The organism is Chryseobacterium sp. 6424, from assembly GCF_003692615.1.
Classification (GTDB): domain Bacteria; phylum Bacteroidota; class Bacteroidia; order Flavobacteriales; family Weeksellaceae; genus Kaistella.
Map to the genome: position 1 here is coordinate 297,034 of NZ_CP023540.1, position 24,573 is coordinate 321,606.

The 24,573-nt window shown below is 44.6% G+C and carries 17 protein-coding genes; 12 read left to right on the forward strand and 5 right to left on the reverse strand.

Going from position 1 to position 24,573, the window contains the following annotated elements:
- Positions 1-232 precede the first annotated feature (232 nt).
- Entirely contained in the window at positions 233-2,047 is a 1,815-nt protein-coding gene (yidC, locus tag CO230_RS01350; RefSeq protein WP_122028843.1) for a membrane protein insertase YidC, read from the reverse strand.
- 164 nt (positions 2,048-2,211) lie between these two features.
- The gene (locus CO230_RS01355; RefSeq protein WP_122026964.1) at positions 2,212-3,819 is read right to left on the reverse strand and encodes a CTP synthase; all 1,608 of its coding nucleotides are present in this window, start codon (positions 3,817-3,819) and stop codon (positions 2,212-2,214) included.
- A 154-nt stretch (positions 3,820-3,973) separates the two neighbouring features.
- Between CO230_RS01355 and CO230_RS01360 the strand changes: the two genes are divergently transcribed.
- The 5 genes from CO230_RS01360 (at position 3,974) to CO230_RS01380 (ending at position 8,150) form a co-directional block, all read left to right on the forward strand.
- Entirely contained in the window at positions 3,974-4,801 is an 828-nt protein-coding gene (locus CO230_RS01360) for a phosphatase PAP2 family protein (protein WP_122026965.1), read from the forward strand.
- A gap of 128 nt (positions 4,802-4,929) precedes the next feature.
- Positions 4,930-5,445: a YceI family protein gene (locus CO230_RS01365; protein WP_162989952.1), complete on the forward strand. Its 516-nt coding sequence runs from the start codon at positions 4,930-4,932 to the stop codon at positions 5,443-5,445.
- 89 nt (positions 5,446-5,534) lie between these two features.
- Positions 5,535-6,881, forward strand: a complete 1,347-nt coding sequence (gene radA, locus CO230_RS01370; protein ID WP_122026967.1) for a DNA repair protein RadA — start codon at positions 5,535-5,537, stop codon at positions 6,879-6,881.
- Positions 6,882-6,932: 51 nt separating this feature from the next.
- On the forward strand, positions 6,933-7,514 hold the full coding sequence (locus CO230_RS01375; RefSeq protein WP_122026968.1) for a transposase: 582 nt from the start codon (positions 6,933-6,935) through the stop codon (positions 7,512-7,514).
- Positions 7,515-7,571: 57 nt separating this feature from the next.
- Positions 7,572-8,150 carry an ACP phosphodiesterase gene (locus CO230_RS01380; protein WP_122026969.1) on the forward strand — a complete coding sequence of 193 codons (579 nt, stop codon included), beginning with the start codon at positions 7,572-7,574 and terminating at the stop codon, positions 8,148-8,150.
- On the opposite strand, the gene CO230_RS01385 is transcribed toward CO230_RS01380, so the two are convergent.
- Complete coding sequence (locus tag CO230_RS01385; protein ID WP_122026970.1) at positions 8,147-8,662, reverse strand: DUF6702 family protein; 516 nt, start codon at positions 8,660-8,662, stop codon at positions 8,147-8,149. The two genes, CO230_RS01380 and CO230_RS01385, sit on opposite strands and share 4 nt — an antisense overlap.
- 148 nt (positions 8,663-8,810) lie before the next feature.
- Here CO230_RS01385 and CO230_RS01390 point away from each other — a divergent pair, with 148 nt between their 5' ends.
- Together CO230_RS01390 and CO230_RS01395 are read left to right on the forward strand one after the other, a co-directional pair.
- Positions 8,811-9,389 (forward strand): HupE/UreJ family protein, encoded by a 579-nt coding sequence (locus CO230_RS01390; RefSeq protein WP_122026971.1) that lies wholly within the window; start codon positions 8,811-8,813, stop codon positions 9,387-9,389.
- An 83-nt stretch (positions 9,390-9,472) separates the two neighbouring features.
- Positions 9,473-11,848, forward strand: a complete 2,376-nt coding sequence (locus CO230_RS01395) for a M1 family metallopeptidase (protein WP_122028844.1) — start codon at positions 9,473-9,475, stop codon at positions 11,846-11,848.
- Between the two features lie 103 nt (positions 11,849-11,951).
- On the opposite strand, the gene groL is transcribed toward CO230_RS01395, so the two are convergent.
- On the reverse strand, positions 11,952-13,577 hold the full coding sequence (gene groL / locus CO230_RS01400) for a chaperonin GroEL (RefSeq protein ID WP_122026972.1): 1,626 nt from the start codon (positions 13,575-13,577) through the stop codon (positions 11,952-11,954).
- Positions 13,578-13,810: 233 nt separating this feature from the next.
- Positions 13,811-14,089, reverse strand: coding sequence for a co-chaperone GroES (groES, locus tag CO230_RS01405; RefSeq protein WP_122026973.1), 279 nt, complete (start codon positions 14,087-14,089; stop codon positions 13,811-13,813).
- A gap of 300 nt (positions 14,090-14,389) precedes the next feature.
- Between groES and CO230_RS01410 the strand changes: the two genes are divergently transcribed.
- The 5 genes from CO230_RS01410 to CO230_RS12140 all read left to right on the forward strand — a co-directional run bounded on the left by CO230_RS01410 (position 14,390) and on the right by CO230_RS12140 (position 23,203).
- A complete protein-coding gene (locus CO230_RS01410; protein WP_162989953.1) occupies positions 14,390-17,611 on the forward strand; it encodes a S8/S53 family peptidase in 3,222 nt (1,073 codons plus the stop codon).
- A gap of 137 nt (positions 17,612-17,748) precedes the next feature.
- Entirely contained in the window at positions 17,749-18,225 is a 477-nt protein-coding gene (locus CO230_RS01415; protein WP_185140493.1) for a regulatory protein RecX, read from the forward strand.
- 472 nt (positions 18,226-18,697) lie between these two features.
- Positions 18,698-22,105 carry a putative Ig domain-containing protein gene (locus tag CO230_RS01420; protein ID WP_162989954.1) on the forward strand — a complete coding sequence of 1,136 codons (3,408 nt, stop codon included), beginning with the start codon at positions 18,698-18,700 and terminating at the stop codon, positions 22,103-22,105.
- Between the two features lie 5 nt (positions 22,106-22,110).
- Positions 22,111-22,371, forward strand: coding sequence for a hypothetical protein (locus tag CO230_RS01425; protein WP_122026976.1), 261 nt, complete (start codon positions 22,111-22,113; stop codon positions 22,369-22,371).
- Between the two features lie 508 nt (positions 22,372-22,879).
- Positions 22,880-23,203, forward strand: a complete 324-nt coding sequence (locus CO230_RS12140) for a hypothetical protein (RefSeq protein WP_162989955.1) — start codon at positions 22,880-22,882, stop codon at positions 23,201-23,203.
- The last annotated feature ends 1,370 nt before the right edge of the window (positions 23,204-24,573 follow it).

The window sequence follows — 24,573 nt, forward strand, 5'->3', positions numbered from 1 at the left end:
TTCCAACTTAGCAAGCTCTTTCCTCATGTGTTCTGCCCTGTTTCGTAAGTGGGTTTCAGAAAGGTTTATTTTTGGAAGCAAATCCGCAACATGTCTGCAACGAGACTGCAACAAAACCCAAACAGGAATCTTGTTATTTTAACTGATATTTTAACTGAAAAAACTTCTTGAAACACCTCCAAAATAAAGTCCACCTCAGCTTGCTGAGGTGGACTTTAAGTTATAAGAAAAATTATTTCTTTTTATTGGCTTGCTGCTGTTGCAGTTTTTGCTGCTCCTGCGCTTTTTCCATCATCTCGCGCATCCTTTTCTGGAACTTGCCTTCCTTCTTCGGCTCTTTCTGTTTATTAGCCTGAATCGTAGCATGGATTTTTTCTTCGTCCAAAATCCAATATTTAATCACCAAAATAATCAGGATGTTAATGGCGTTTGATACAAAATAGTACCATGAAAGTCCGGAGGCCGAGGTGTTCAGGAAGAACATAAAGGTGATCGGGAAGATGTACATCAATACCTTCATGTTCGGCATCCCTTCCTGTTGTGGTTGTTGAATGTTACCCGAGGTCATTACCGTATAAATCAGGATAACGATGGTACAGGCAATGGCGAAAATACTTAAGTGCTCTCCCAAAAACGGAATGTTAAACGGTAGTTTAATTACGTCATCATAGGCCGTAAGGTCTTTGGCAAACCAAAAGCTTTTGCCACGCAAGTCTATCATGTTCGGGAAGAAGCGGAAAAGCGCGTAGAATATCGGGATCTGTAACAGTGCTGGTAAACAGCCTGCCATTTGGTTCACGCCGGCTTTCCGGTACACGGCCATCACTTCCTGCTGTTTTTTCATCGGATCAGCGTCTTTGTATTTGGCATTTACCTCATCAATTTCCGGCCGGATGACTTTCATCATCGCACTCAGTTTATGCTGCTTGAACATCACCGGTGACAGGATGATTTTTACGATAATCGTCATCACGAAGATCACCCAACCTGCGGCAAGTCCCCAGCTGGAGATTAGGTTGTACATGGGGATAAAGAACCAGCGGTTCATGCTTCCGATGAAGGACCAGCCCAGTGGCAGCAACTCATCGAAGTTCTTGTCATAAGATTTCAGCAGTGGCAAATCCAGTGGCATGAAGTACCATTTAAAATTCTGGTTCAGTTCATTACCCGCAAGGTCTACCTGCCCGTTGAAGTTGAATTTCTTCAGGTATTCGCCTTCATCAATCATTTCCTGCGATCCTTTAGCATCTTTGAAACCGGTTTGTGGTTCAATAACGGCAGCAAAGAACTGTTGCTTGATCGCTAGCCAGTTTAGGGTTTCTTCAGGCTCGTCCATAGAGTTTCGACCGTCGTAGTCGAAACTGCTGTAATTATCAAATGAATAATTAAATTCGGTGTGGGTTTGCTCTTGCGCACGGCCTTTTTCCATCTCGCGGGCGTTGAAGTCCCATACGAAAGTGGCTTTCTGGTCGCTGATGAGTTGGCTAAGCCCCTGTGTTTTAACGTTGAAATCTACCGTATATTTATCCTGTAGCGTGTAGATGAACTGTATCACCGCGCCATTGGCATTGGCCTGCATGGTAACGGTATTTCCGTTTTGGGTAGGGATGAAAACCAGGTCCTTGGTATTGAAGGTTTTCCCGGTTTTGTCTTTAAACTGGAAGCCGTAAGTCGCGTTATTTTTATCGAATAACATCAAAGGCTGGTCGTTCTTGTCAGTTTTGCGGTTATAAGCCTGATATTCATTTAATTGAACAGCAGATATTTGCCCGCCAAGGGTAGATATGCCAAGCGTCAGTTCTTTGTTCCTTAGCTGTACCTGCTTGATCGAGGTGGTCTTCAGGCTGTCATTCAGGTTGGTTACAAGGGCCGGCTTCGTACTGTTGGCGGCGGCAATTTTGGCGTTTGCGGCTTTATTTTGTGCGTCTAATGCCTGCTGCTCGGTCGCCTGTTTGTTTTGGAAGTAAAACATGGCTCCGATTAAGATGAGGGAGAACAGGGCGAAGCTAATCAGTTGGTTTTTATCTAAACCGTTATTTTGCTGCATCTTGGGTGTTGAGTTTTTAGTGATAGGCGCCCCGCTTAATTCACAAAGGCTGACCTGTAATTTTGGCTGACAAAAATACTCATTTTTTTTCAATGAAAGGTCTTTACCGAACGCTTTGAAAAAGAAAGAGATAAAAAGGCGGTGCTGTTTATCTCTTTAAGTATTTATTTTCTCGCGGTCGCTTCTATCAGCGCTTTAAAAAGTGGGTGCGGTGTGGCCACGGTACTTTTATATTCCGGGTGATACTGCACACCTACATAGAACGGGTGATTTTGCAGTTCCAGCGTTTCTACAAGCCCCGTTTCAGGATTTACACCGGAGGGGATCAGGCCGTTACGCTCAAACGCTTCCTTGTAATCGGAGTTAAACTCATAGCGGTGGCGGTGGCGCTCGGAAATGCTTTTCGCACCATAGATGTCATATAGCCGCGAACCCGGCTTCAGTGCGCACTTCCAGGCTCCAAGACGCATGGTGCCGCCTTTTTCAACTACGTTTTTCTGCTCTTCCATCAAAGAGATCACCGGTTCAGGAGTGCCGGTGTCAAATTCAACAGAATTGGCTTTCTTATACCCGAGTACGTTTCTGGCATATTCAATCGTCATGATCTGCATCCCGAGACAAATCCCCAAAAGCGGGATCTGGTTTTCGCGGGCATAGCGTGCGGCCGATATTTTACCTTCGATGCCACGGTCACCGAAGCCGGGCGCGATCAGCATGCCATCAATCCCCTCAAAGGTTTCCTGTAGGTTGTCATCGGTAAGGTCGCCACTGTACACCCATCGCAGGCGCACCTCGGTATTCAGGTCTGCGCCGGCATGAATGAAGGCTTCGGCAATGGATTTGTAAGAATCCTGCAGTGATACGTATTTGCCAACCAGGGCGATTTCTACGGTTTTCTTCGGGTTCTGATATCTTTTAAGGAAGTGTTTCCAGTCTTTAAGGTCAGCTTCTTTATCAGATCTCAGGTCGAGTTCTTTTAAAACAACGTCGTCAAAGTTTTGTTTTTGAAGATAAATGGGGACTTCATAAATGGTTTCAAGGTCTTTGCATTCAATCACGTTTTCGAGTGCGACATTACAGAATTGTGCGAGTTTTGCCCGCTGTTCTTTCGGGATTTTATGCTCTGTACGGCACACGAGTACATCAGCCTGGATGCCACTTTCCATCAATTGACGAACGGAGTGTTGCGATGGCTTGGTTTTAAGCTCTCCACTTGCCGCCAAATATGGTAACAGTGTGAGGTGAATTACCATAGAGTTGCTCTCGCCAAGTTCCCAGCGCAGCTGACGTACCGATTCAATGTAGGGTAAAGACTCAATGTCGCCTACCGTACCGCCGATTTCGGTAATAATAATGTCGTAGTTCTGTTTGGCTAAGATTTTAATCCTGCGTTTGATCTCGTTCGTGATGTGCGGAATTACCTGTACGGTTTTGCCTAAAAAATCGCCTTTACGTTCTTTTTCGATAACGGTTTGATAGATTTTTCCGGTGGTTACATTGTTGTTCTGCGAAGTTTGGGAATCGAGAAATCTTTCGTAATGCCCGAGGTCTAGATCGGTTTCTGCGCCGTCTTCGGTAACGTAACATTCGCCGTGTTCATAGGGATTAAGGGTGCCCGGGTCGATATTGATGTAAGGATCAAGCTTCTGAATGGTGACACTGAAACCGCGGGATTTCAGTAAAAGGCCCAGCGAGGCTGAGACAATTCCTTTTCCTAAAGATGAAGTAACACCGCCGGTAACGAAGATGTATTTCGTGTTCTTTTTACTCATTAGATTAGGTTTGTGCAAAGTTAGGGGAATTTGAAAGACGGGGCAAATTAAATGTCAAAGTCATTGATGTTGGCTGTACTACGAAGCGTTCAGGTAATGTCAGAAGCGCCGGGCAGGATTTTTGCTGCGGTGATACATTCATAAAAACAACCAAATGAAGTTTAAATGGGGCAAAATGAATGCAAATATGTGGGGGATGGTAATTTTCTCGGCCGTGTTTGCGCTGGTATATAAATTTTCGCTGTGGTATGCGGCGCAACTTGGGGAGGTGCGCTCTTTTGTATTCGGGTTTGAAAGGGATATCCCGTTCTTGCCATGGACCATCATCCCGTATCTTTCGAGTGGGGTGTTCTTCTGTGTGGTATTTCTGCTTATTAAGTCACCCGAAGCATTAAGGGTGTTTCTTAAAAGGGTATTACTGATGACGGTGCTGGCTGGGATAGGTTTTATTTTGATGCCATTGCAGTTCTCGCAACCAAAGCCACAGGTCTCACACACTATTTTAGGTGCGCTGTTTTGGTTATTGGATGGGGTAGATGATCCTTATAACCAGTCGCCCTCGCTGCATGTGGCGTTCGCCTTCGCCTTCTGGACGGTCTTTCGTGAGCTGAAGTCTCCCTGGCGGCACATTGCCGCGGTTTGGTTAATGATGGTGGCTTTATCAACTTTAACAACGTATCAGCATCACCTGATCGATGTGTTTACCGGTAGCATCTTGGCGCATGTGGTATTTTTAATCATCCCATCACAACCGCGCACTTTTGCCTACCGAAACTTGCATATAGCCAATTTTTATTTTTTGGCTGCGTGGCTGGTGCTGCTCGCTTCATTCCTCATGGCGGAATATTTCGGTACTGGATGGTTTAATGGTTGCTGGCTTGCAGTGGCATTGTTTATTACAGGTTTCCTTTGCCAGAAATACAGGATAGGGCAATTGCGGCGCGAGGTCATCCGAATTTCGGTTTTCAGAAGGTTTTTATGAAAATGGAAACACGTCAAGAAAAACTGATAATAGTCATGCAAGAATCTTTTAACCATGGAAAGAGACGTGAATCTAAATCATACAAAACAACTTAACTCACTTAAAATATTAAAAGTATGAAAAGCGCAATGAAATCCCTGTTAACCCTTTTTGCTGTAATTTTCTTCGGACTTGTCAGTGCACAAACCATTACAGGTAAAACCACTAAGGTGATGGTTGACGGCACTTCCCCAATGCACGACTGGGCCATGACTTCCTCTTCCGCCACATTCACCGGAAAAATAGCCGGGAATGCCATTACCAATGTAAAGTTTACGATGCCAGCGAAAAACCTTAAAAGTACCAAAGGCAAGATGATGGATAACAAAGCCTACGAGGCATTGAAAGCTGATAAAAACCCTACGATCACCTTTACAGCGGCCTCTCTAAATACCGGTAAATCGAACGTAGCCGGTAAACTTACCATCGCGGGCGTAACAAAGGATGTAAGCTTTCCGGTAACAGTAACTAAAAACGGGGCCTCTTACCAAATCACTGGTACCGAAGAGGTGAAACTCTCTGATTATGGGATGGCACGCCCAGGTTTTATGGGAGTAAAGACAGGTGACGCTATTAAGATAACTGTGAATATCACCGCCAACTAAACCTTCTTATTTTAGCATAAATATAACCGCTTTTTACAGGCGGTTTTTTTTCGTTGTGGTATTTGAAAAAAAATAGAGAAATTCGCAGTATGGCAAAACTGAGAACAGCATATTTCTGCCAAGCCTGCGGAACCCAGTATTCGCAGTGGCACGGGCAATGTAAAAACTGTGGGCAATGGAACACCCTGGTAGAAGAAATCATTGATAAGGCTCCGGAAAAAAGTATTTCTGGTAAGCCCAAACAGCACCTCATCAACATCATCGAAGTGGAAACCCATGAAGAACCGAGGATTACCACTCCTTCCGAGGAACTCAACCGCGTGCTTGGTGGGGGGATTGTGCTCGGCTCTGTCACGCTGATCGGTGGTGAGCCTGGCATTGGCAAATCTACCTTGCTGCTGCAGCTCGCGCTGAAGATGAAAAAGAAAATCCTCTACGTATCAGGGGAAGAAAGTGCTTCACAGATTAAGATGCGCGCAGACCGTTTAACCGAATTACAAAACCCCAACTGCTTTCTGTTTACCGAGACTTCTGTAGAAAAGATACTGCATGAAGCGAAAAAACTAAAGCCCGATTTTATGATTATTGATTCGATACAGACGCTGCAAAGCCAACTGATCGAAAGTTCTCCCGGTACCGTATCACAGATCCGCGAATGTTCGAATGAAATCATCACTTACGCCAAAAGCACAAATACACCCGTGTTCTTAGTCGGGCACATCACCAAGGATGGGCAGATTGCCGGCCCGAAGGTACTAGAGCATATGGTGGACGTAGTGCTGAATTTTGATGGCGACCGCAACCACCTCTTCCGCCTCTTACGCGCCAATAAAAACCGTTTCGGTTCCACCTCAGAGATTGGGATTTATGAAATGGTGTCCCAGGGACTTAAAGAAATTAAAAACCCATCGCAAATCCTTATCACCAAGAAGTTTGAGGAGCTTTCTGGTAATTCAATAGCAGTAACGCTGGAGGGTAACCGACCAATGCTGCTCGAAATCCAGGCGCTCGTAAGTTCGGCCGTGTATGGTACGCCGCAGAGAAGTTCTACCGGCTTTGATTCTAAAAGGCTAAATATGCTGCTGGCCGTACTTGAAAAAAGGGCAGGTTTCCAGTTGGGTGCCAAAGATGTCTTCCTGAATATTACCGGCGGTATTAAAACCGATGATCCGGCGCTGGACCTTGCGGTGGTGGCCTCGGTACTTTCATCAAACGAGGATCTCGCCATTTCAGAACACTATTGTTTTGCCGGAGAAATAGGGCTTAGCGGGGAAATACGGCCAGTCTCACAGATCGAGCAGCGAATTTCTGAAGCTGAAAAACTGGGCTACGAGAAAATTTTTGTCTCGAACCTGAACAAAATACCAAAAAAGAACTTTGGGATAAAAATCACGGAAGTTAGCAAGATTGAGGATTTCCATGAACAGCTTTTTTAGCGTTGTTAGGGCTTAAAGCCCTAACAACGCTCTCATAAACCCATAAACACGATGAAAACAAATACATTTCCTCTGGAGCCAGAAAAGTTTTATCATATTTACAACAGAGGTGTTAATGGCGGTGCGCTTTTCTTTGAGACACGCAATTATTTCTACTTTTTAAATCTTATTCAGCAGAAGGTACTGTCTGTTGCGAAGGTGTACAGTTACTGTTTAATGGAAAATCATTTTCATATGTTAGTTGAGATTCGTGCTGAAAAAGAAATCAGGACAGTTTTTCCGCATAAGCAAAAGGATGATGTTTTGGCGATTGTCAGTCATCAATTCTCAAATGTTTTCAACAGTTATGCTCAGGCAATCAATAAATGTTATTCGAGAACAGGAAAGCTTTTTGAACTTCCTTTTCGGCGAAAAGAAATTTTATCTGAGTCCCAGCTTCTAAGAACGATCCTGTATATAAATAAAAATCCCGAAAAGCATAATGCGATTAATGGTTACCGACATTACCCTTATTCATCGGTAGGAATTATTACAGGGAATAAAGATATATTCATAGAAAAACATACCGTGCTAGACTTCTTTGGGGGAATGGATGGGTTTATTAAAACGATAGAAAATTATTCGGTAAAATGACAGAGCGTTGTTAGGGCTCAAAGCCCTAACAACGCTAATACGCTAAACTTCCTGAACATGAATTTCCTCGCACACTCATATCTCACCTTTACCGACGAGCAGATCGTAGGGCAGTTTCTGCAGGATTTTATCCGCAACAGCGAGCGGTTTTCATTTCCGGCTGCTATCGGAGAAGGCATTACGCTGCATCGTGCGATTGATACTTTTACGGATGCCCATGAAGAGGTGAGTGAGGCTAAAAAAATCTTCAGTCCGTTGGTGCGGTTATATGCCGGCGCATTTGTAGATGTCGCGTTTGATTATTTTCTGGCCCGTTCAATAGGTGATCGTCAGTTATACCTGCATTCGCAGAACGTCTATCGCGTGCTCCGGAAGCACCAGCACATTTTTCCGCCCGATTTTTTACGGATGCTTCATGCAATGGAGAAAGACAATTGGCTGTACCAGTATAAGGAGGAGTCGGGTATCCGGTTTTCGTTTCGTAATGTGCTCCGCAAGGCAAAATATCTCGATGAGAACCTAGCGGTGTTCGGGGTTTTTCTGCACAACAAACCAGCGCTTGAAGAACATTTCAACCGTTTCTTTCCGGATTTGTTACAGCATGTCAGCCAGTTGAACGATTCGTTTAGGTCTTAAAAATTTTGGTAAAGATAACGGTCCGGGTACATTAGGCGGCTGCTGTGTCTTTTCCCGCCTACCACGATGTGGATGATGTTCATTTGGTCATCGAACAGGTTGTATAGCAGGCTTACCGCGGTTTCTACTTTTTGGGGCATAGGAAGGATTTCGGATTCCAGATAAATGTTCACGGACTCGCTGTCTTCCTCATAGCCGATGTAATTGACCTTCAGTGCTTTATTGTCTGCTTTTAGCCTCAGGTGTTGCTCGCAGTAGCGGCTCAGGTAGTTGTTGATTTGCTGGCGGTATTTCGCCTCATGAAAATGTACGGTTTGTCCGAAACTGCGTTTCAGCGCGTTCTCTAAATCATCCAGAAAGAATTTGCCACTGATCTGAAATGTTTTGGTAGCCTCACTGTATCTGAATTCGACAGAACCTACGTGATAGGGATGAAACGCTGAGGCAGGTTTTGCCGCAAGAAAAAAAGTGCAGAGCAGGAAGGTAAGTAAAACGGTGGATATTCTTTTCATGGACGTGAGGTGGATTACAGCTAAAGCAGATAGTTAGTGAGGATGTGTTTAAAATCAAACCGTTCCCGAAGGAATGAAGGATTCGGATTTTCGTTAAAACAAAGTTAAAATATATTTTGTATTATCGTGACCTTAAAAAATTAGACGTATGCAGGATTTTATATTCTATCTGAAGTTGGGCTGGGAACACATTATTTCCTCCGACGCGCTTGATCATCAATTGTTTGTACTGGTGCTGGTGGCAGTTTTCACTTTGAAGGACTGGCGCAGGATTCTTTGGCTGGTCACCGCCTTTACCATCGGGCATTCCATTACGCTGGCGATGAGTGTGTTTGATCTCATACATGTACCCGGTAATTGGATAGAGTTTTTAATTCCGCTCACCATATTTATCACTGCGTCTGATAATATCCTGATGCGCAACCGTCCCAAAAGCCTCATGAACATGAATTACTACCTCGCGCTTTTTTTCGGACTTATCCATGGGATGGGATTTGCCAATATTGCGCGGATGACGATGGCCGAAGAGCAGCACATTCTGGTCCCGCTTTTAGGTTTTAATATAGGTCTCGAACTGGGGCAGGTCGTAGTGGTAGCCGCGATACTTGTGGTACATTTTATTTTGGTCAGGGTGTTCCGGCTTCAGCAGCGCGATTGGGTGATGTTTGTATCCTCAGGGGTGTTTGCACTGTCGCTACAGATGGCGCTGGAGCGGATTCCTACTTGAAAATGCTAAAATAACAGATAAAATACACGGTTTTTCGTAACGTTAGCGTAATTTTGATGACTATTGCTAAATATCCCATTATGATGAATATAAAAGGTCTTCTTCTCGCCATCCTGTTGCCAATAAGTTTGTTTGCGCAGAACATCCAGAATAATGCGGTCAGCAATCATGGCAATAAGTTCGAGCAGTTGGGTACCATTCTGCCAACACCCAATGTGTACAGAACCGCTTCGGGCGCGCCTGGGCAGGCCTACTGGCAAAACCGAGCGGATTACGAGATTACCGCGTACCTGGATGAAGATAAAAGGAATCTCCGGGGCTCAGAGACGGTCACTTACTATAATAATTCGCCTGATGATTTAGATTATCTGTGGCTTCAGCTTGATGAAAATCAGCAGTCATCCGTTAAGAACGCTGGTTATGAAGACCGTTCGGTCATCCCGAAACAATTGACCACCGACCGGCTGGCTGTAACCCAACTTCCGGCCGCGGACAACGGATATGGAGTCACCCTCAGAAAAGTGACCGATGCGGCAGGTAAACCGCTGAAATACGTGGTAAATAAGACCATGATGCGCATTGATCTTCCTAAAGTGCTTAAGAAAGGCGAAAAATTCATCTTCAAAATCGATTGGGATTACAATATCCCGAACCGTATCGAGATGGGCGGACGTGGTGGTTACGAATACTTCCCGGAAGATGGTAATGACCTTTATACGATTACGCAATGGTTCCCGAGAATGTGCGTCTATAGCGACTTTAAAGGCTGGCAGAACAACCAGTTTACCGGCCGTGGAGAGTTTGCGCTGGCTTTCGGTGACTATAAAGTAACGATGAATGTGCCCGCCGATCACATCGTTGCCTCTACAGGGGTAGGCAAGAACTTCGAGCAGGTGCTTACACCAGCGCAGCTACAACGGTGGAAGCAAGCGCAGACCGCTTCCGAGCCGCTGGAAATCGTTACACTTGAAGAAGCTAAAAAAGCTGAAAAAAACAAATCAAAACAAAGGAAGACTTGGGTATTTGAGGCAGAGAATGTAAGGGATTTTGCCTGGACCTCGTCCCGAAAGTTCGTGTGGGACGCGATGAAAGTTGTAATCCCCGAAAACAACAACCAGGTGATGGCCATGAGTCTTTATCCCAAAGAAGCCTATCATCTTTACCGCAAATTTTCTACAAAAGCAGTCGCGCATACCATCAAAACCTATTCAGAGTTTACCATTCCGTATCCTTATCCGGTGGCACAGTCGGTAGAAGCCGCTAATGGGATGGAGTATCCGATGATTTGTTTTAATTATGGGCGTACCGAAAAAGACGGTACGTATTCCGAAGGTATTAAAAACGGCATGATTGGTGTGATCATCCATGAGGTGGGGCACAACTTCTTCCCAATGATCATCAATTCAGACGAAAGACAGTGGTCTTGGATGGATGAAGGTTTAAATACTTTTGTGGAATATCTAACCGAAGAGAGATGGGACAATAAATTCCCTTCCCGCCGCGGTCCGGCACATACCATCGTTGATTATATGAAGTTGCCTAAAGATCAGCTCGAACCGATCATGACGAATTCCGAAAACATCATCCACTTCGGCCCGAACGCTTATGCGAAGCCGGCTACGGGACTTAATATTCTTCGTGAAACCATTATGGGGCGCGAACTCTTTGATGAAGCCTTTAAAACATATTCAAAAAGGTGGGCTTTTCGCCACCCGGAACCTGCGGACTTCTTCAGGACAATGAATGATGCCAGCGGGGAAAACCTTGACTGGTTCTGGCGTGGTTGGTTTTACGGTACCGATCCTGTAGATATTTCTATTGACAAAGTAACGGTGGCCAAGGCTGATTTGGACGCGGCACCGCTCCCCAGAGAAATTAGCTACACCGTTGATAAACCAATGTTGAATGATTTTGAGGATGTGGCCAAAATAAGAAACCGCAACGATAAGAACATTGAATTTTATACAGACAAAGACAAAGCCACGCAGGATTTCTACTGGCGGTACAGCCGCGGTATGGAGCAGGTGGATACCACTAAAAAACACAATGTAAAAATAGAGAACCTTGAAAAGATACCGGCGACAGACAAGGCGAAACTGAAAAACATCCATGCGTATCAGCTTGATTTCAGCAATAAAGGCGGTATGGTGATGCCGATCATTCTGGAGTTCACGTTCGAGGATGGTAGCAAACTTCATGATAAAATTGCCGCACAGATCTGGCGTAAGAATGAGAACCAGGTGTCTAAAACGTATTATTTCGAAAAAAAGCTGACTTCCGTACAACTCGACCCGATGCGCGAAACAGCCGACATTGATACTTCAAACAATTTCTGGGGAGAAATCCCGGAGCCTGCAACCAAGTTTGAAGTCTTTAAACAGAAAATGCAGAATGGCGTGCGCGGAGCCTCACCAGGATTACTGAATCCGATGCAGGCGACAGGAAAGAAGAAGCTATAGGGAGCGTTGTTAGCGCTCAAAGCGCTAACAACGCTGAAAAAAGGTCCGTTTCAACTGTGTGAAACGGACCTTTTTATTTATTGTGGTAACTGATGCTTGCTGATTACATCATCCCCGGCATTCCGCCACCACCCATTGGCATGGCTGGCTCATCTTTTTTCACCTCGGTGATCACACACTCGGTGGTAAGAAGCATCCCGGCAACAGACGCGGCGTTTTCAAGCGCTACACGTACTACTTTTGTTGGGTCGATAATCCCGGCTTCAAACATGTTCACGTACTCATCGTTTTTAGCGTTGAATCCGAAATCTGCCTGGCCTTCAGCCACTTTTGCTACGATTACGGAGCCTTCGCCACCTGCGTTGGCCACGATTTGTCTTAATGGCTCCTCGATGGCTCTTTTTACGATCTTGATACCGGTAGTCTCGTCTTGGTTTGCGCCTTCAATGGTAAGCGCAGCGATAGATCTTACCAATGCCACACCACCACCAGGTACGATGCCTTCTTCTACGGCGGCTCTGGTCGCGTGCAATGCATCGTCTACACGGTCTTTTTTCTCTTTCATTTCAACTTCCGAGGCGGCACCTACGTAAAGCACGGCAACACCACCAGCTAATTTTGCCAATCTTTCCTGAAGTTTTTCACGGTCGTAATCTGAGGTGGTAGATTCCATCTGGGCTTTGATCTGGCTTACACGGCCTTTGATCTGTGCTTCGTCGCCCGCACCGTTTACGATGGTAGTATTGTCTTTATCGATCACGATTTTCTCAGCGGTACCAAGCATTTCAAGAGTAGCGTTCTCCATCGTGAAGCCACGCTCTTCTGAGATTACCTGACCACCTGTAAGGATTGCGATGTCTTCTAACATAGCTTTTCTTCTATCACCGAATCCTGGCGCTTTAACAGCGGCAATCTTCAATGAACCTCTGAGTTTGTTTACTACCAAAGTAGCCAATGCTTCGCCATCTACTTCTTCAGAGATGATGAGCAGGGATTTTCCTGCCTGCGCCACTGGCTCAAGAACCGGTAGCAACTCTTTCATTGAAGAGATTTTTTTCTCCACTAAAAGGATGTACGGGTTTTCAAGTTCCGCGATCATTTTTTCAGGGTTGGTCACAAAGTAGGGTGACTGATAACCTCTGTCGAACTGCATACCTTCTACCACATCTACGGTAGTGTCAGTACCTTTCGCTTCTTCTACGGTGATAACGCCTTCTTTGCCTACTTTTCCGAAAGCCTCAGCGATCAAAGTACCGATGGTTTCATCGTTATTCGCGGAAATAGAAGCCACCTGCTTGATTTTGTCTGAAGCATCGCCCACTTCCTGGGACTGTGCCTTCAGATTTTCCACCACTACGGTTACGGCTTTGTCGATCCCTCTTTTCAAGTCGAGTGGATTGGCGCCTGCGGCTACGTTTTTAAGACCTTCGCGTACGATGGCCTGCGCCAATACAGTTGCGGTGGTGGTACCGTCACCGGCGATATCGTTGGTTTTGGAAGCTACTTCCTTCACCATCTGCGCACCCATGTTTTCTACGCGGTCCTCAAGTTCGATTTCTTTCGCTACGGACACACCATCTTTGGTGACATGCGGCGCACCGAATGCTTTTTCGATGACTACGTTACGGCCTTTAGGACCTAAGGTTACTTTCACTGCGTTTGCCAGTGCATCTACCCCTCTTTTAAGGGCGTCTCTGGACTCGATGTCGAATTTTATTTCTTTTGCCATATCTTTTGCTTTTGGCGAATTGCGTTTAGCTCTTGGCTTTTGCAATTCGCGGATTCAGTTTTTAATTTATTTTTCATTGAGCCTGTTCCAAAGAGCAACAAGCTTCTTTTTTAATATTGTTAATTCAGCTAAAAAAACCTGATAATCATTGTCATCAATATAATCTAAGTCTCTAGCCAGAATTAATTGGTTGCTCACTTAATATTGCCATCAGCCATATGCAATAAGCAGCCCTACCCAATAATTCCCAAAAGATCAGATTCCTTTACGATTAGATAATCTTTACCATCGAGTTTAAGCTCTGAGCCTGAATATTTTCCGTAAAGCACTTTGTCGCCTACTTTCACCGTGGTAGGTTCGTCTTTTTTACCGGGACCTACGGCTACTACAGTGCCTTCCTGTGGTTTTTCTTTCGCGGTGTCCGGGATGATGATTCCTGATGCGGTAGTAGTTTCAGCAGCGATTGGCTCTACGAGCACACGGTCTGCCAACGGTTTGAAGTTTACTGACATAATATTCTAATTTTTAGTTAATTTTTTACTTGCCCGTTCATTCCCCAAAACTTTGCCAACGAAGATATAATGGTGTGAAAGTTAAATTTTGGCAGATTTTTGTTTAGGCAGTGAAATTTTGGCAGAGAATTTCGGTTGCAGATGGGAAGGATATAACCTATAAAGTGAGGAGAATGACATATAATACTATTTCCTGATAAAAAACTTGTATCCTGTGAATATTTAATAAAAAAATATGGGCATGAGTGATTTATTTCAATAAAATTATTTATACTTGTACGATTAAAATAATATATGATTATGAGAAGAAAAAAGACTCTTTACAGGCTGTCAGAAGCGTTTAAGTTTTCTGTACAGCGTGTGATCGCATTAGCGCTTGCCCTCTTTGGGGTTTTGGGCTTTGCACAGATTAATAAGCTGGATCCGCGCTTTCAGGTCTTGCTGGACCATAAGGATAAAGTAGCCAAAGGCGAAAAAGTGCCGGAACTCGAACTCGAGTCCACAAGATTGGATAAGCACATGGTAGTCACCGGTAAAGGTGCGAAAGTGATGTATTCAAGTATTATCTATACGAAAGATGCAAAAAGGCTGAAAGGTTTAGGTATTTTGGTGCAGAGCGAGATGGATACATTTGTAACAGCGCTTATTTCTACCGAAGATATTGAAAGACTGATGGCAGAGCCCAGTGTTGTTTCCATTGAAGCACCGGTGTTTGATGGGTTGCATAATGATGTGAGTACCGCGCAGTCGGGTGCTTCATTGCTTCATGCCGGCGTTTTGAATAACACAAAATTCACAGGTAAGAATGTGCTGGTGGGGATCTATGACTCAGGGATTGACTGGGATCACCCTGATTTCAGGGATCCAGTAGATCCTACAAAAAGCCGAATCCACAGTATTTGGGACCAAACCATTACACCTACAGGTACTGAAACTTCCCCTGTCGGTTTTAATTATGGGGTGGAATATACCCGTGCCATGATTGAGGATGAGATAGACGGTACGCCTGCGAATTTCGTTCGCCAAAAAGACACCAATGGACATGGGACACACGTGGCGGGCACCGTGGCAGGTAATGGTGCCGGACTTGCAACTAAAAAACACCGCGGATTCGCGTATGAAGCGGATATCGTGGTGGTAAAGGGTGGTAACGGCAGTTTTTCTCAGGCCAATACCGTTAACTCCCTTACCTATTTCCAGAACGTAGCTACCGCCTTAGGCAAACCTATTGTTGTGAATATGAGTATTGGCGGACAAGGAGGTCCGCATGATGGTACCGCACCGCATGAGGTAGCTGTAGATGATTTTACTTCATCGGCACCCGGTAGAGCAGTGGTAATTTCCGCAGGAAATGATTATGGCGCCAACCTTCATGCAAAAGCGGATATCCCGGCTGCCGGAACTGGCACTTTCGGGTTTACCGTAGCAACCAATACCACCAGTGCGGCCAATACGATTAATCAGTTTTTTATTTACGGAAACAATAATAATGATGTTGAAGCAAAAGTGACCGCTCCGGATGGTCAGGTGTATATATATCCTGCGAATGGCACTACTTCACATCTTATTTCAGGTGGCGCTTTTAAATTAGAGGGATATAATTATGTGTCCCCGGCTAATTACAAGAGATACATACAGTTTCAGCTTTCGCGTGTTGCTGGCTTTAATACCGACTCACAGGGGACTTACACTATTCAACTCACCAATGAAGGCAGTACGCCCACCACACTGCATGCCTGGAAGCCGTATGAAACCGTAGCCACTACCGTGCTGAACGGAAATAATGAGTATATCGTAGGTTCCCCCGGGAATGCTACTTCCGCCATTACGGTGGCTGCTTATCTCGGAAGATCAAGTTGGTATAAAAATAACCCTACACAAGGAGCTTATCTAACTAACAGCACTCCGCAGGAGTATATCGCGCCCTTCAGTGCCCAGGGCCCAAGAGCGGATGAGGTGTTAAAACCAGAGATCACTGCCTCTGGGATGTATGTGATTTCTTCTTTGTCTTCAGATTCGGGTTTGGCTGCCTCAAACACCAGCAATGTTGATGGTACGTATTACAGGATTAATCAGGGAACCAGTATGTCGGCTCCCGGGGTGGCAGGTGCTACCGCTTTATTGCTACAGGCCAATCCCAATCTTACCATTAGCCAGATAAAGCAGCGACTGACACAAAATGCATTTACTGATGCGGCTACAGGTACAGTACCCAATACCCGTTGGGGCTACGGTAAACTGGATATCTATGAGGCTGTTGCCGCTGAAATTGGCTGTGTGACGTCTGAAAAAGAAATCATCGCCTACGACGGACAGAATCTGACGAACTCAGAAACAAATCATATTATGTCGAATAATATGGCAGCCATACGGTTTACCCCAAGCAAAACCGGTAAAATAGGCGGCGTATCACTATATACGCCCAATGGTGCTTTGAATAATTTTGCGTTGGAGATCCAGATCAGGAAATCTACCGCTGATAATCTGCCGGGTGAAGTTATTGCTTCAAAAACAATTAACCCTTCCGTAGATCTTTCGAGATTCACCTGGAATTATGTTGACCTGTCAGATCTTAATGTACAGGCGACCTATAATGAAGACTTCTTTATTGTCATCAATTCAACAGCAGGGGCGTTTTATTTGAGAGCTGAAGGCCTTTCTGTGGATAAAAGATCTTATCAATCTCCTGATGGGTTAAACTGGTCTCTGATAACAACGTATGACATTAAAGTAAGGGCCAATATTTACGAAGACAGGCCAGAGATCAAAAGACTGGCTACCGCGTCACAGCAAGCAACAGCTACCATCGCTAATGGTAAAAACTATTTCAGCAATAACTGCCAGTTTATTTCAAGGATTGAAAAAACGGCCAGCGGTACCGTTTCCGGAGAAGTTACTGCCAAAGTTTGGGTAGATAACGCGGTGCAGCAATATGTTACCAGAAGATACGAGATAACGCCGGCTGACAATCCTTCGGGCGTTACGGGTAAAGTGACCTTATATTTCTCACAGGCAGAATTTGATGCGTATAATGCCAATAATGCTACTAAGTTGCCGACAGGCCCAACAGATGAAGCTGGTAAGGCCAACTTGCTGATTGATAAATATGCGGGGACCAGCACCAATAACTTAGGTACACCAGCATCTTATGCCGGTGGTTATGTGACCATCACCCCTAATGCAGCGGATGTCGTATGGAACGCGACGTACAATTATTGGGAGGTTTCGTTTGAAACTACAGGATTCAGTGGCTTCTTCCTGAGGACTGCTCCCACGGCGCTCGCGACATCGGATGTTGCCAACAGAAACATCAACATCTATCCGAACCCTGTGAAAGAAACGCTTAACATCATGGCGCCGGCTGGTGCCAAGACAAACGTAGTCATCTATGACATGAGCGGCAAAATGGTGAAGGAGTCTGATGCCAGAGCCATTAATGTAACCAGCCTGCCAAAAGGCAGTTATGTTGTGGAGTTAACTACTGCCAATACCAAGGTGACCAAGAAAATAATTAAAGAATAATTAAAGATCACCCATAACCCCAGAGCGGCTGTTTTTGCAGCCGCTCTTTTTTATTCGTACCACACAGCGTAGCTTGTGGGTGGAATATCCACAAATCCGCTTAATTTACTTTAAATTTGTAGGCAATAGTTCACCGCATGTCCGATAAAAAATCCTATACTTTTTCAGAAATCAAGCAGAAAATGGCTGCTTACTGTACCTATCAGGACCGTTGCCATCAGGAGGTCGAACTCAAGATGCGTGACTTTCTGCTGATCCCCGAAGCCAAGGAAGAAATCCTGCTGTATCTGATGCACGAGAATTTCCTTAATGAAGAACGTTTCACGCGCAGCTATATCCGGGGTAAATTCTACATCAAGTCCTGGGGCCGCAATAAGATCCGGAACCATCTCCGCCAGAAAGGCGTACCCGAAAAACTCATCACTACCTGTATGGACGAGATTGATAAGGCCGACTATCACCAAACGCTCAATAAAACTTACATCAGCTACTACGCACGTCAGTCGGGCACCGGCTTCCAGAGAAAATCAAAAACCATCAAATACCTACTCGGCCGTGGTTTTGAATATGAGGAAATTTTGAGTGTTGCGGAACAAAATGGCTCTTCTGAATAAGCATCGGTTCAAGAGTGATAAAGGGAGAGGGTTATTTAGTGGTAAAATTTATTAGGTGTATTCCGGGTTGATATGTTCAGCCTTACGCTTAAATAATCTGTTATCAGGTTAAATCAACCAGTTATGGAATGCCCGACATGATAAGCTGTTATAAAAATCACCTATTCATAGTATTGTACAAAACTTTTTTTAATTAGTCAGTTTCTGTGATTTTATGTACGTAAAACACTGATTTGTATATACCTATATTGCAGGTATTATAATCTAATATTACATTTGGTCATAAAATACAACCGATGATTTAAATACATTTTCCCGTTTTATTTCTCCCTTTCTTATTGTATGATCTTAAGATTTCTGTAGTTATCAATACTGTATGAATCCTAATTATATAGTATTGGATTTCAGCACTATAAGATGTTTTCATTTATAACCATTACACACAAATATGAACAAAAAACGACACTTTATCATGAAACAGGCTCTGGCGCTGTTTATGGTGCTCTGCTCCGTATGGGGGTGGGGGCAGGAATATCATCTGGTAACATCCAGCGACCAGTTGGTAGATGGTGGAGAGTACATGATAGTAGGATCTACAAGCGATAATAGATGGTGGGTTTTATCAACCACTCAAACAGATAATAACCGCTCTTCTGTGCAAAATGGGACTGCTGGTTCGCAGCCTTCCACGATTACTTATAAGAGTGATTATGCAAGTTTTATATTGGGCTCTTCAGGTTTATACTGGACTTTATATGAGGGGAATCCCAATGGGACTGGCACATCTGGCGGAGGGACGGCAAATGGGGCTGGCGGTAATGTAGGATATCTTTATTCGGTAAGCAATCAGAACTATTTAAGGACGCAGGCTACTGCACATAATTGGTCGGTGGCAATTGATGCTGCTACATACGCTGCGACTATTAAGGCGTCCGTAAATGATAGGACTATTAAACTTAATAATGGTGGTGGTTTGTTCTCTGCATATACATCAGGACAACGAAATATCTATTTGTATAAAAAACAATCAACGATCTCTGAAATTAGTTCTGATATAAGTTCATTGACTGGATTCACTTATATCGAAGGTAGCGGTCCATCTCAGGCTCAAAGTTTTATAGTGGCAGGTACAGGCTTAACCGATAATATTACAGTTACCGCCTCTGCAAACTGGGAGGCTTCCACAACATTAGCTTCTGGGTTTTCAAATAGAGCCACTCTTCCCGCGGAAGGCGGAACAGTTTATACAAGATTGGCTGCCGGTCTTGGCGTAAATGATTATACCGGAACGATTACTTTAAGTTCGGCAGGTACGACAGATGTAAATGTAGCGCTTTCAGGTTCGGTGACTTCGGTTCTTGCGCCACCTTCTGTGACAGCCGCCTCTCTTACGGGAACCGTAGGACAGCCATTTATGGCACAGATACAGACAACAGGAAGTCCGGAATCATATGCTTTATTCACAGGGTCTCTGCCGACAGGGTTGGCACTGGATGCTTCTACTGGACTTATTTCAGGCACACCGGCTGAAGCAGGTTCTTCCACGGCCCATATCACGGCCACCAATAATGGAGGTACTTCCGCTCCTGCAGCCATTGGTTTTACCATTGCCAAAGGGATACAGACGGCGACACTGAACGATCGGAGGGTAACAGTGGGGGCGGCGCCCATTACCCTGCCGGATACCACAAGTGCTGGCTTAGCCATTACTTACGGCGGAGGCGATCCTGCCGTAGCGACAGTTTCAGGAAATACTTTAACGGTATTAGGAGCTGGAAATACAACCATTAACGCAACGGTAAATGAAACTGCGCATTACTTTGGGTTTGCTAGCAATTTTTCGGTATTTGTAACAGAATCAATTATCTTTAAAAAGATAAATTCATTGGCAGAGTTGACAGATGGTGAATATTTATTAGCAGATGCCAACGATGAAGTGATGGCTTCTAATACGATTAACAGTGGTGCATTAGTTACGGCTGCCCTTAATTCAACGGCAGGAGAAGTTGTAAATCCCCCAATAAGTTCTGTATGGAAAATTACTAAGTCCGAGGGGAATTATATTATTCAGAATATGCAAAATTCCAACTACCTAAATTATACTTCCTCTACTAACTTGAGTCTTAAACCTTCAGTTGATAATAATAATTCAAAATGGAAGATTAGTTATAATACTGATCATTTTACTGTCGCAAATGCTACCGTGGAGACTAGGATTTTAAAATATAATGCTGCGTTAAATGTGCCTGGTTTTAAAGCTTATACATTATCCACTCAATCCCCTGAGGTAAGCTTATATAAAAAAATGGTATTAAGTGTCACCTGGAACGGCACTGCCTGGTCCAACACTACAGGTCCTGACGCAACCCTAGCGGCAATCATCGACGGCGATTATTCCGGTCCGGCATTCACCGCTCAGTCGCTGACGGTAAACGGGGGCAAAACCCTCACCGTGACAGACTATGTATCAACAGGTGACGTTACCAACCAAGGTAATATCATCGTGGCTGACGGCGCGAACTTTGTGCAGACGGGCACATTCAACGCAAGTGCGGCTTCCACCTTTAAAGTGAGAAAAGCCACCAAGCCGGTGAAGCGTCTCGCCTATATCAACTGGAGCAGCCCAATGAATAGTTCAACACAGACATTGAAGCAGTTCTCCTTCGGTAAAAAAGCCGACGGCACCAACCAGTCCACCGAAGGCACTGTAAATTCACGCTTCTTTACTTATAAAGACAATGCATTTGTAAGTGTTGATCCGGGAACAGCCTTTATTCCTGCGGCAGGTTATCTGATCCGCACGCCAAATGATTTTACTACGACACCTCAGGTATTCAATGCGCAGTTTGAAGGTCAGATTCCGAACTCCGGAACCATTAGTTACAGTCATGGCACGATTGGTGGTAATTTCGTCATGCTGGGTAATCCGTATCCTTCCGCCATTTCAATCGCTGATTTTTTGGCAGCGAATACAGGTGTCACACCAACCGTATATGTGTGGAACAGCCAGGCTGAAATGGATGCCAATGGCCAATATACAGGTACCAATTACAATACGTACACCACCACAGGCGAAGTACCGTTAGGCACCATGGATGGGTATCTCCCGGTAGGTCAGGCATTCTTTGTGCAGCGAGACGGTATCCCGGCAACGACACCGTTCGTGTTTAATGATACCATGCGCCAAACTGTACACGACGGCGTTTTCAGCAGAAAAGCAACAGCTGATAGGTTCTGGCTTGAACTTACCACGCCATCAGGTTCAAAACCTCAAATGCTTTTCGGCTTTAATGCCGCAGCCACCGCTGGATATGATACTGAATATGACGCTGGGCTCATCGGAACCAATGCGGATGCGCTGTACACCACTGTGAATCACCGGAAACTTGTAATCGACGCACATGGTGCGTTCTCTGCGGAGGACCGTTTTGCGCTACAGGCGGATTTCAGTACGGCAGGTATGTATACAATTCGGGTGCTTAAAGCTGAAGGAATATTTGCCGACAGTCAAAAGATTTGGCTGAAAGATCGGCAGACAGGAACAACAATTCTTATCTCGGAACAGCCTTATTCATTCACGGCACAGAGAGGTTCGGTAACCGACCGCTTTACACTTCAGTTCAACCCGGACCAGGCACTTTCTACCGACACAGTAGTGAAATCTGGAGTTACGCTGTTCAGTACGGGTACGGAAATTCATGCAAAGTCAGCCGAGGAGATTACTTCGCTTGAAGTATATGACATGAGTGGCAAGTTGATGGCAGTTACACGCGCTTCCCAGAAAGAGTTTACGGTTCATGTACCTTTTAAAGGCGTTGTAGTGGTAAAAGTGAACCTTCAGAACGGTGCGGTTCAAACTAAAAGACTAATACTTAAATAAAAAAAATGAAAAAATGGATAACATTGCTAGGGTTGGTGACTTTCACGGGTTGGTCTCTGGCACAGTCAGACAATCGTTTTTATACTTCTGAAAAAGCGTATAATGCCCAGATGGAGAATCAGATGGAAAGTCAGGACCCTGGGGGTGGCGGACCTATCACGGGGGACGATCCAGTACCCATTGACGGTGGTGTTCCGTTGTTGCTGGCCGCTGGTCTGGGAATGGCCATATGGTATGCCCGCCAGCGAAGCCTCAGGAACGGCTGATTGCAGCCAGTCAGTGAAAGACGCTCCTGTATAGGGGAGTCTTTTTGTTGTGGCTCCCCATAGCGTAACCTCGGCTAAAAATATTCAGAGGATCAGAGTGTAGGGCAGAGGCACCTGCTGAATGCCAAAATGGAAGAAGTGCTTTTCATGAACTATCCATGAAGTATCCATGAAGTAGACCCGTCCTTTACCCGTCCTAAAATAGCTATACAGGTTAATAAATAAATCCTGATATAGCTATAGAATTGAGAGAGAAAAGAAGAAAGTATGAAGTATGTCCTGCGCTTCGATATTCGCTCATTCACCCTTTATCCTTCGCCTTGTCACGCTGAAAGCGTCTCACCAGTTGCGGAGGGCAAAAAGCAGTATAGATACTTTCAGAATGACCTACCGTGTGTAAGGGGTAAGCGTTCATTCACCATCACCATTGCCCTTTAAACACTATAATTGTCACGCTGAAGCGTCTCACCAGTTGCGGATGGTAAAACAGTATATAAATTCTTTCAGAATGACCTACTGTGTACAAGAGGTAAGCGTTCATTCACCATCACCACTCATCATTCACCATTCACCATTCACCATTCACCATTCACCATTCACCATTCACCATTCACCATTGCTTAAACACTCCAATGGTCACGCTGAAAGCGTCTCACCAGTTGCGGAGGGCAAGAAGTATAGATTCTTTCAAAATGACCTACTGTGTGCAAAAGGAAAGCGCTTCCTTTACCATTCACCATTGCCCATTTACCCCTTCACCATTCCCCTTAAGCACTCCAATTGTCACGCTGAAAGCGTCTCACCAGTTGCGGATGGTAACAACGGAGTATAAATTCTTTCAGAATGACCTACCGTGTGCAAGAGGTAAGCGTTTATTCACCATCACCATTCACTATTCACTATTCACCATTCACCCACTCACCATTTACCATTGCCTCTTAAGCACTCCAGTTGTCACGCTGAAAGCGTCTCACCAGTTGTGGGTATTAAAAAAGTATAGATTCTTTCAGAATGACATACCGTGTGTAAGAGTTAAGCGTTTATTCACCATCACCATCACCATTCCCCTTTAAACACTATAATTGTCACGCTGAAAGCGTCTCACCAGTTGCGGATGGTAACAACGGAGTATAAATTCTTTCAGAATGGCATATTGTGTGCAAGAGTTAAGCGTTTATTCACCATTGCCTATTCTCTATTCACCATTGCCCATTTACCCACTCACCATTCCCCTTAACCACTCCCATGGTCACGCTGAAAGCGTCTCACCAGTTGAGGGTATTAAAAAAGTATAAATTCTTTCAGAATGACCTACCGTGTGCAAAAAGGAAAGCGTTCTCTTTACCATTTACAATTGCCCATTCACAATTGCCTACTCACCATCCATCATTCCCATTGCCCCTTAAACACTCCAATGGTCACGCTGAAAGCGTCTCACCAGTTACGGTTGGCAAAAAGTATAGATTCTTTCAGAGTGACATATTGTGTGCAAGAGGTAAACGCTTCCTTTACCATTCACCATTTACCATTTACCTACTCACCATTCACTATTCCCATTCCCCCTTAAACACTCCAATGGTCACGCTGAAAGTGTCTCACCAGTTGCGGATGGTAAAACAGTATATAAATTCTTTCAGAATGACCTACTGTGTACAAGAGGTAAGCGTTTCTTCACCATCACCATCACCATCACCATTGCCCTTTAAACACTATAATTGTCACGCTGAAAGCGTCTCACCAGTTGCGGTTGGCAAAAAGTATAGATTCTTTCAGAATGACCTACCGTGTGCAAGAGGTAAGCGTTTTTTTTACCATTTACAATTGCCCATTCACAATTGCCTACTCACCATCCATCATTCCCATTGCCTCTTAAGCACTCCAGTTGTCACGCTGAAAGGGTCTCACCAGTTGCGGTTGGCAAAAAGTATAGATTCTTTCAGAATGACATACTGTGTGCAAAAGGTAAGCGCTTCCTTTAACCATTCACCATTCACCATTTACCTACTCACCATTGCCATTTAAACACTCATCAATTGCCCCTTAAGCACTCCAGTTGTCACGCTGAAAGCGTCTCACCAGTTGAAGGTATTAAAAAAGTATAGATTCTTTCAGAATGACCTACCGTATGTAAGGGGTAAGCGTTCATTCATCATCACCATCACCATTGCCTCTTAAACACTCCAATGGTCACGCTGAAAGGGT

Bases quoted from the DNA above. Each gene is read 5' to 3' on its own strand.
- yidC (WP_122028843.1), bottom strand. From the start codon at position 2,047: ATGCAGCAAAATAACGGTTTAGATAAAAACCAACTGATTAGCTTCGCC.
- CO230_RS01355 (WP_122026964.1), bottom strand. From the start codon at position 3,819: ATGAGTAAAAAGAACACGAAATACATCTTCGTTACCGGCGGTGTTACT.
- CO230_RS01360 (WP_122026965.1), top strand. From the start codon at position 3,974: ATGAAGTTTAAATGGGGCAAAATGAATGCAAATATGTGGGGGATGGTA.
- CO230_RS01365 (WP_162989952.1), top strand. From the start codon at position 4,930: ATGAAATCCCTGTTAACCCTTTTTGCTGTAATTTTCTTCGGACTTGTC.
- radA (WP_122026967.1), top strand. From the start codon at position 5,535: ATGGCAAAACTGAGAACAGCATATTTCTGCCAAGCCTGCGGAACCCAG.
- CO230_RS01375 (WP_122026968.1), top strand. From the start codon at position 6,933: ATGAAAACAAATACATTTCCTCTGGAGCCAGAAAAGTTTTATCATATT.
- CO230_RS01380 (WP_122026969.1), top strand. From the start codon at position 7,572: ATGAATTTCCTCGCACACTCATATCTCACCTTTACCGACGAGCAGATC.
- CO230_RS01385 (WP_122026970.1), bottom strand. From the start codon at position 8,662: ATGAAAAGAATATCCACCGTTTTACTTACCTTCCTGCTCTGCACTTTT.
- CO230_RS01390 (WP_122026971.1), top strand. From the start codon at position 8,811: ATGCAGGATTTTATATTCTATCTGAAGTTGGGCTGGGAACACATTATT.
- CO230_RS01395 (WP_122028844.1), top strand. From the start codon at position 9,473: ATGAATATAAAAGGTCTTCTTCTCGCCATCCTGTTGCCAATAAGTTTG.
- groL (WP_122026972.1), bottom strand. From the start codon at position 13,577: ATGGCAAAAGAAATAAAATTCGACATCGAGTCCAGAGACGCCCTTAAA.
- groES (WP_122026973.1), bottom strand. From the start codon at position 14,089: ATGTCAGTAAACTTCAAACCGTTGGCAGACCGTGTGCTCGTAGAGCCA.
- CO230_RS01410 (WP_162989953.1), top strand. From the start codon at position 14,390: ATGAGAAGAAAAAAGACTCTTTACAGGCTGTCAGAAGCGTTTAAGTTT.
- CO230_RS01415 (WP_185140493.1), top strand. From the start codon at position 17,749: ATGTCCGATAAAAAATCCTATACTTTTTCAGAAATCAAGCAGAAAATG.
- CO230_RS01420 (WP_162989954.1), top strand. From the start codon at position 18,698: ATGAAACAGGCTCTGGCGCTGTTTATGGTGCTCTGCTCCGTATGGGGG.
- CO230_RS01425 (WP_122026976.1), top strand. From the start codon at position 22,111: ATGAAAAAATGGATAACATTGCTAGGGTTGGTGACTTTCACGGGTTGG.
- CO230_RS12140 (WP_162989955.1), top strand. From the start codon at position 22,880: ATGACCTACTGTGTACAAGAGGTAAGCGTTCATTCACCATCACCACTC.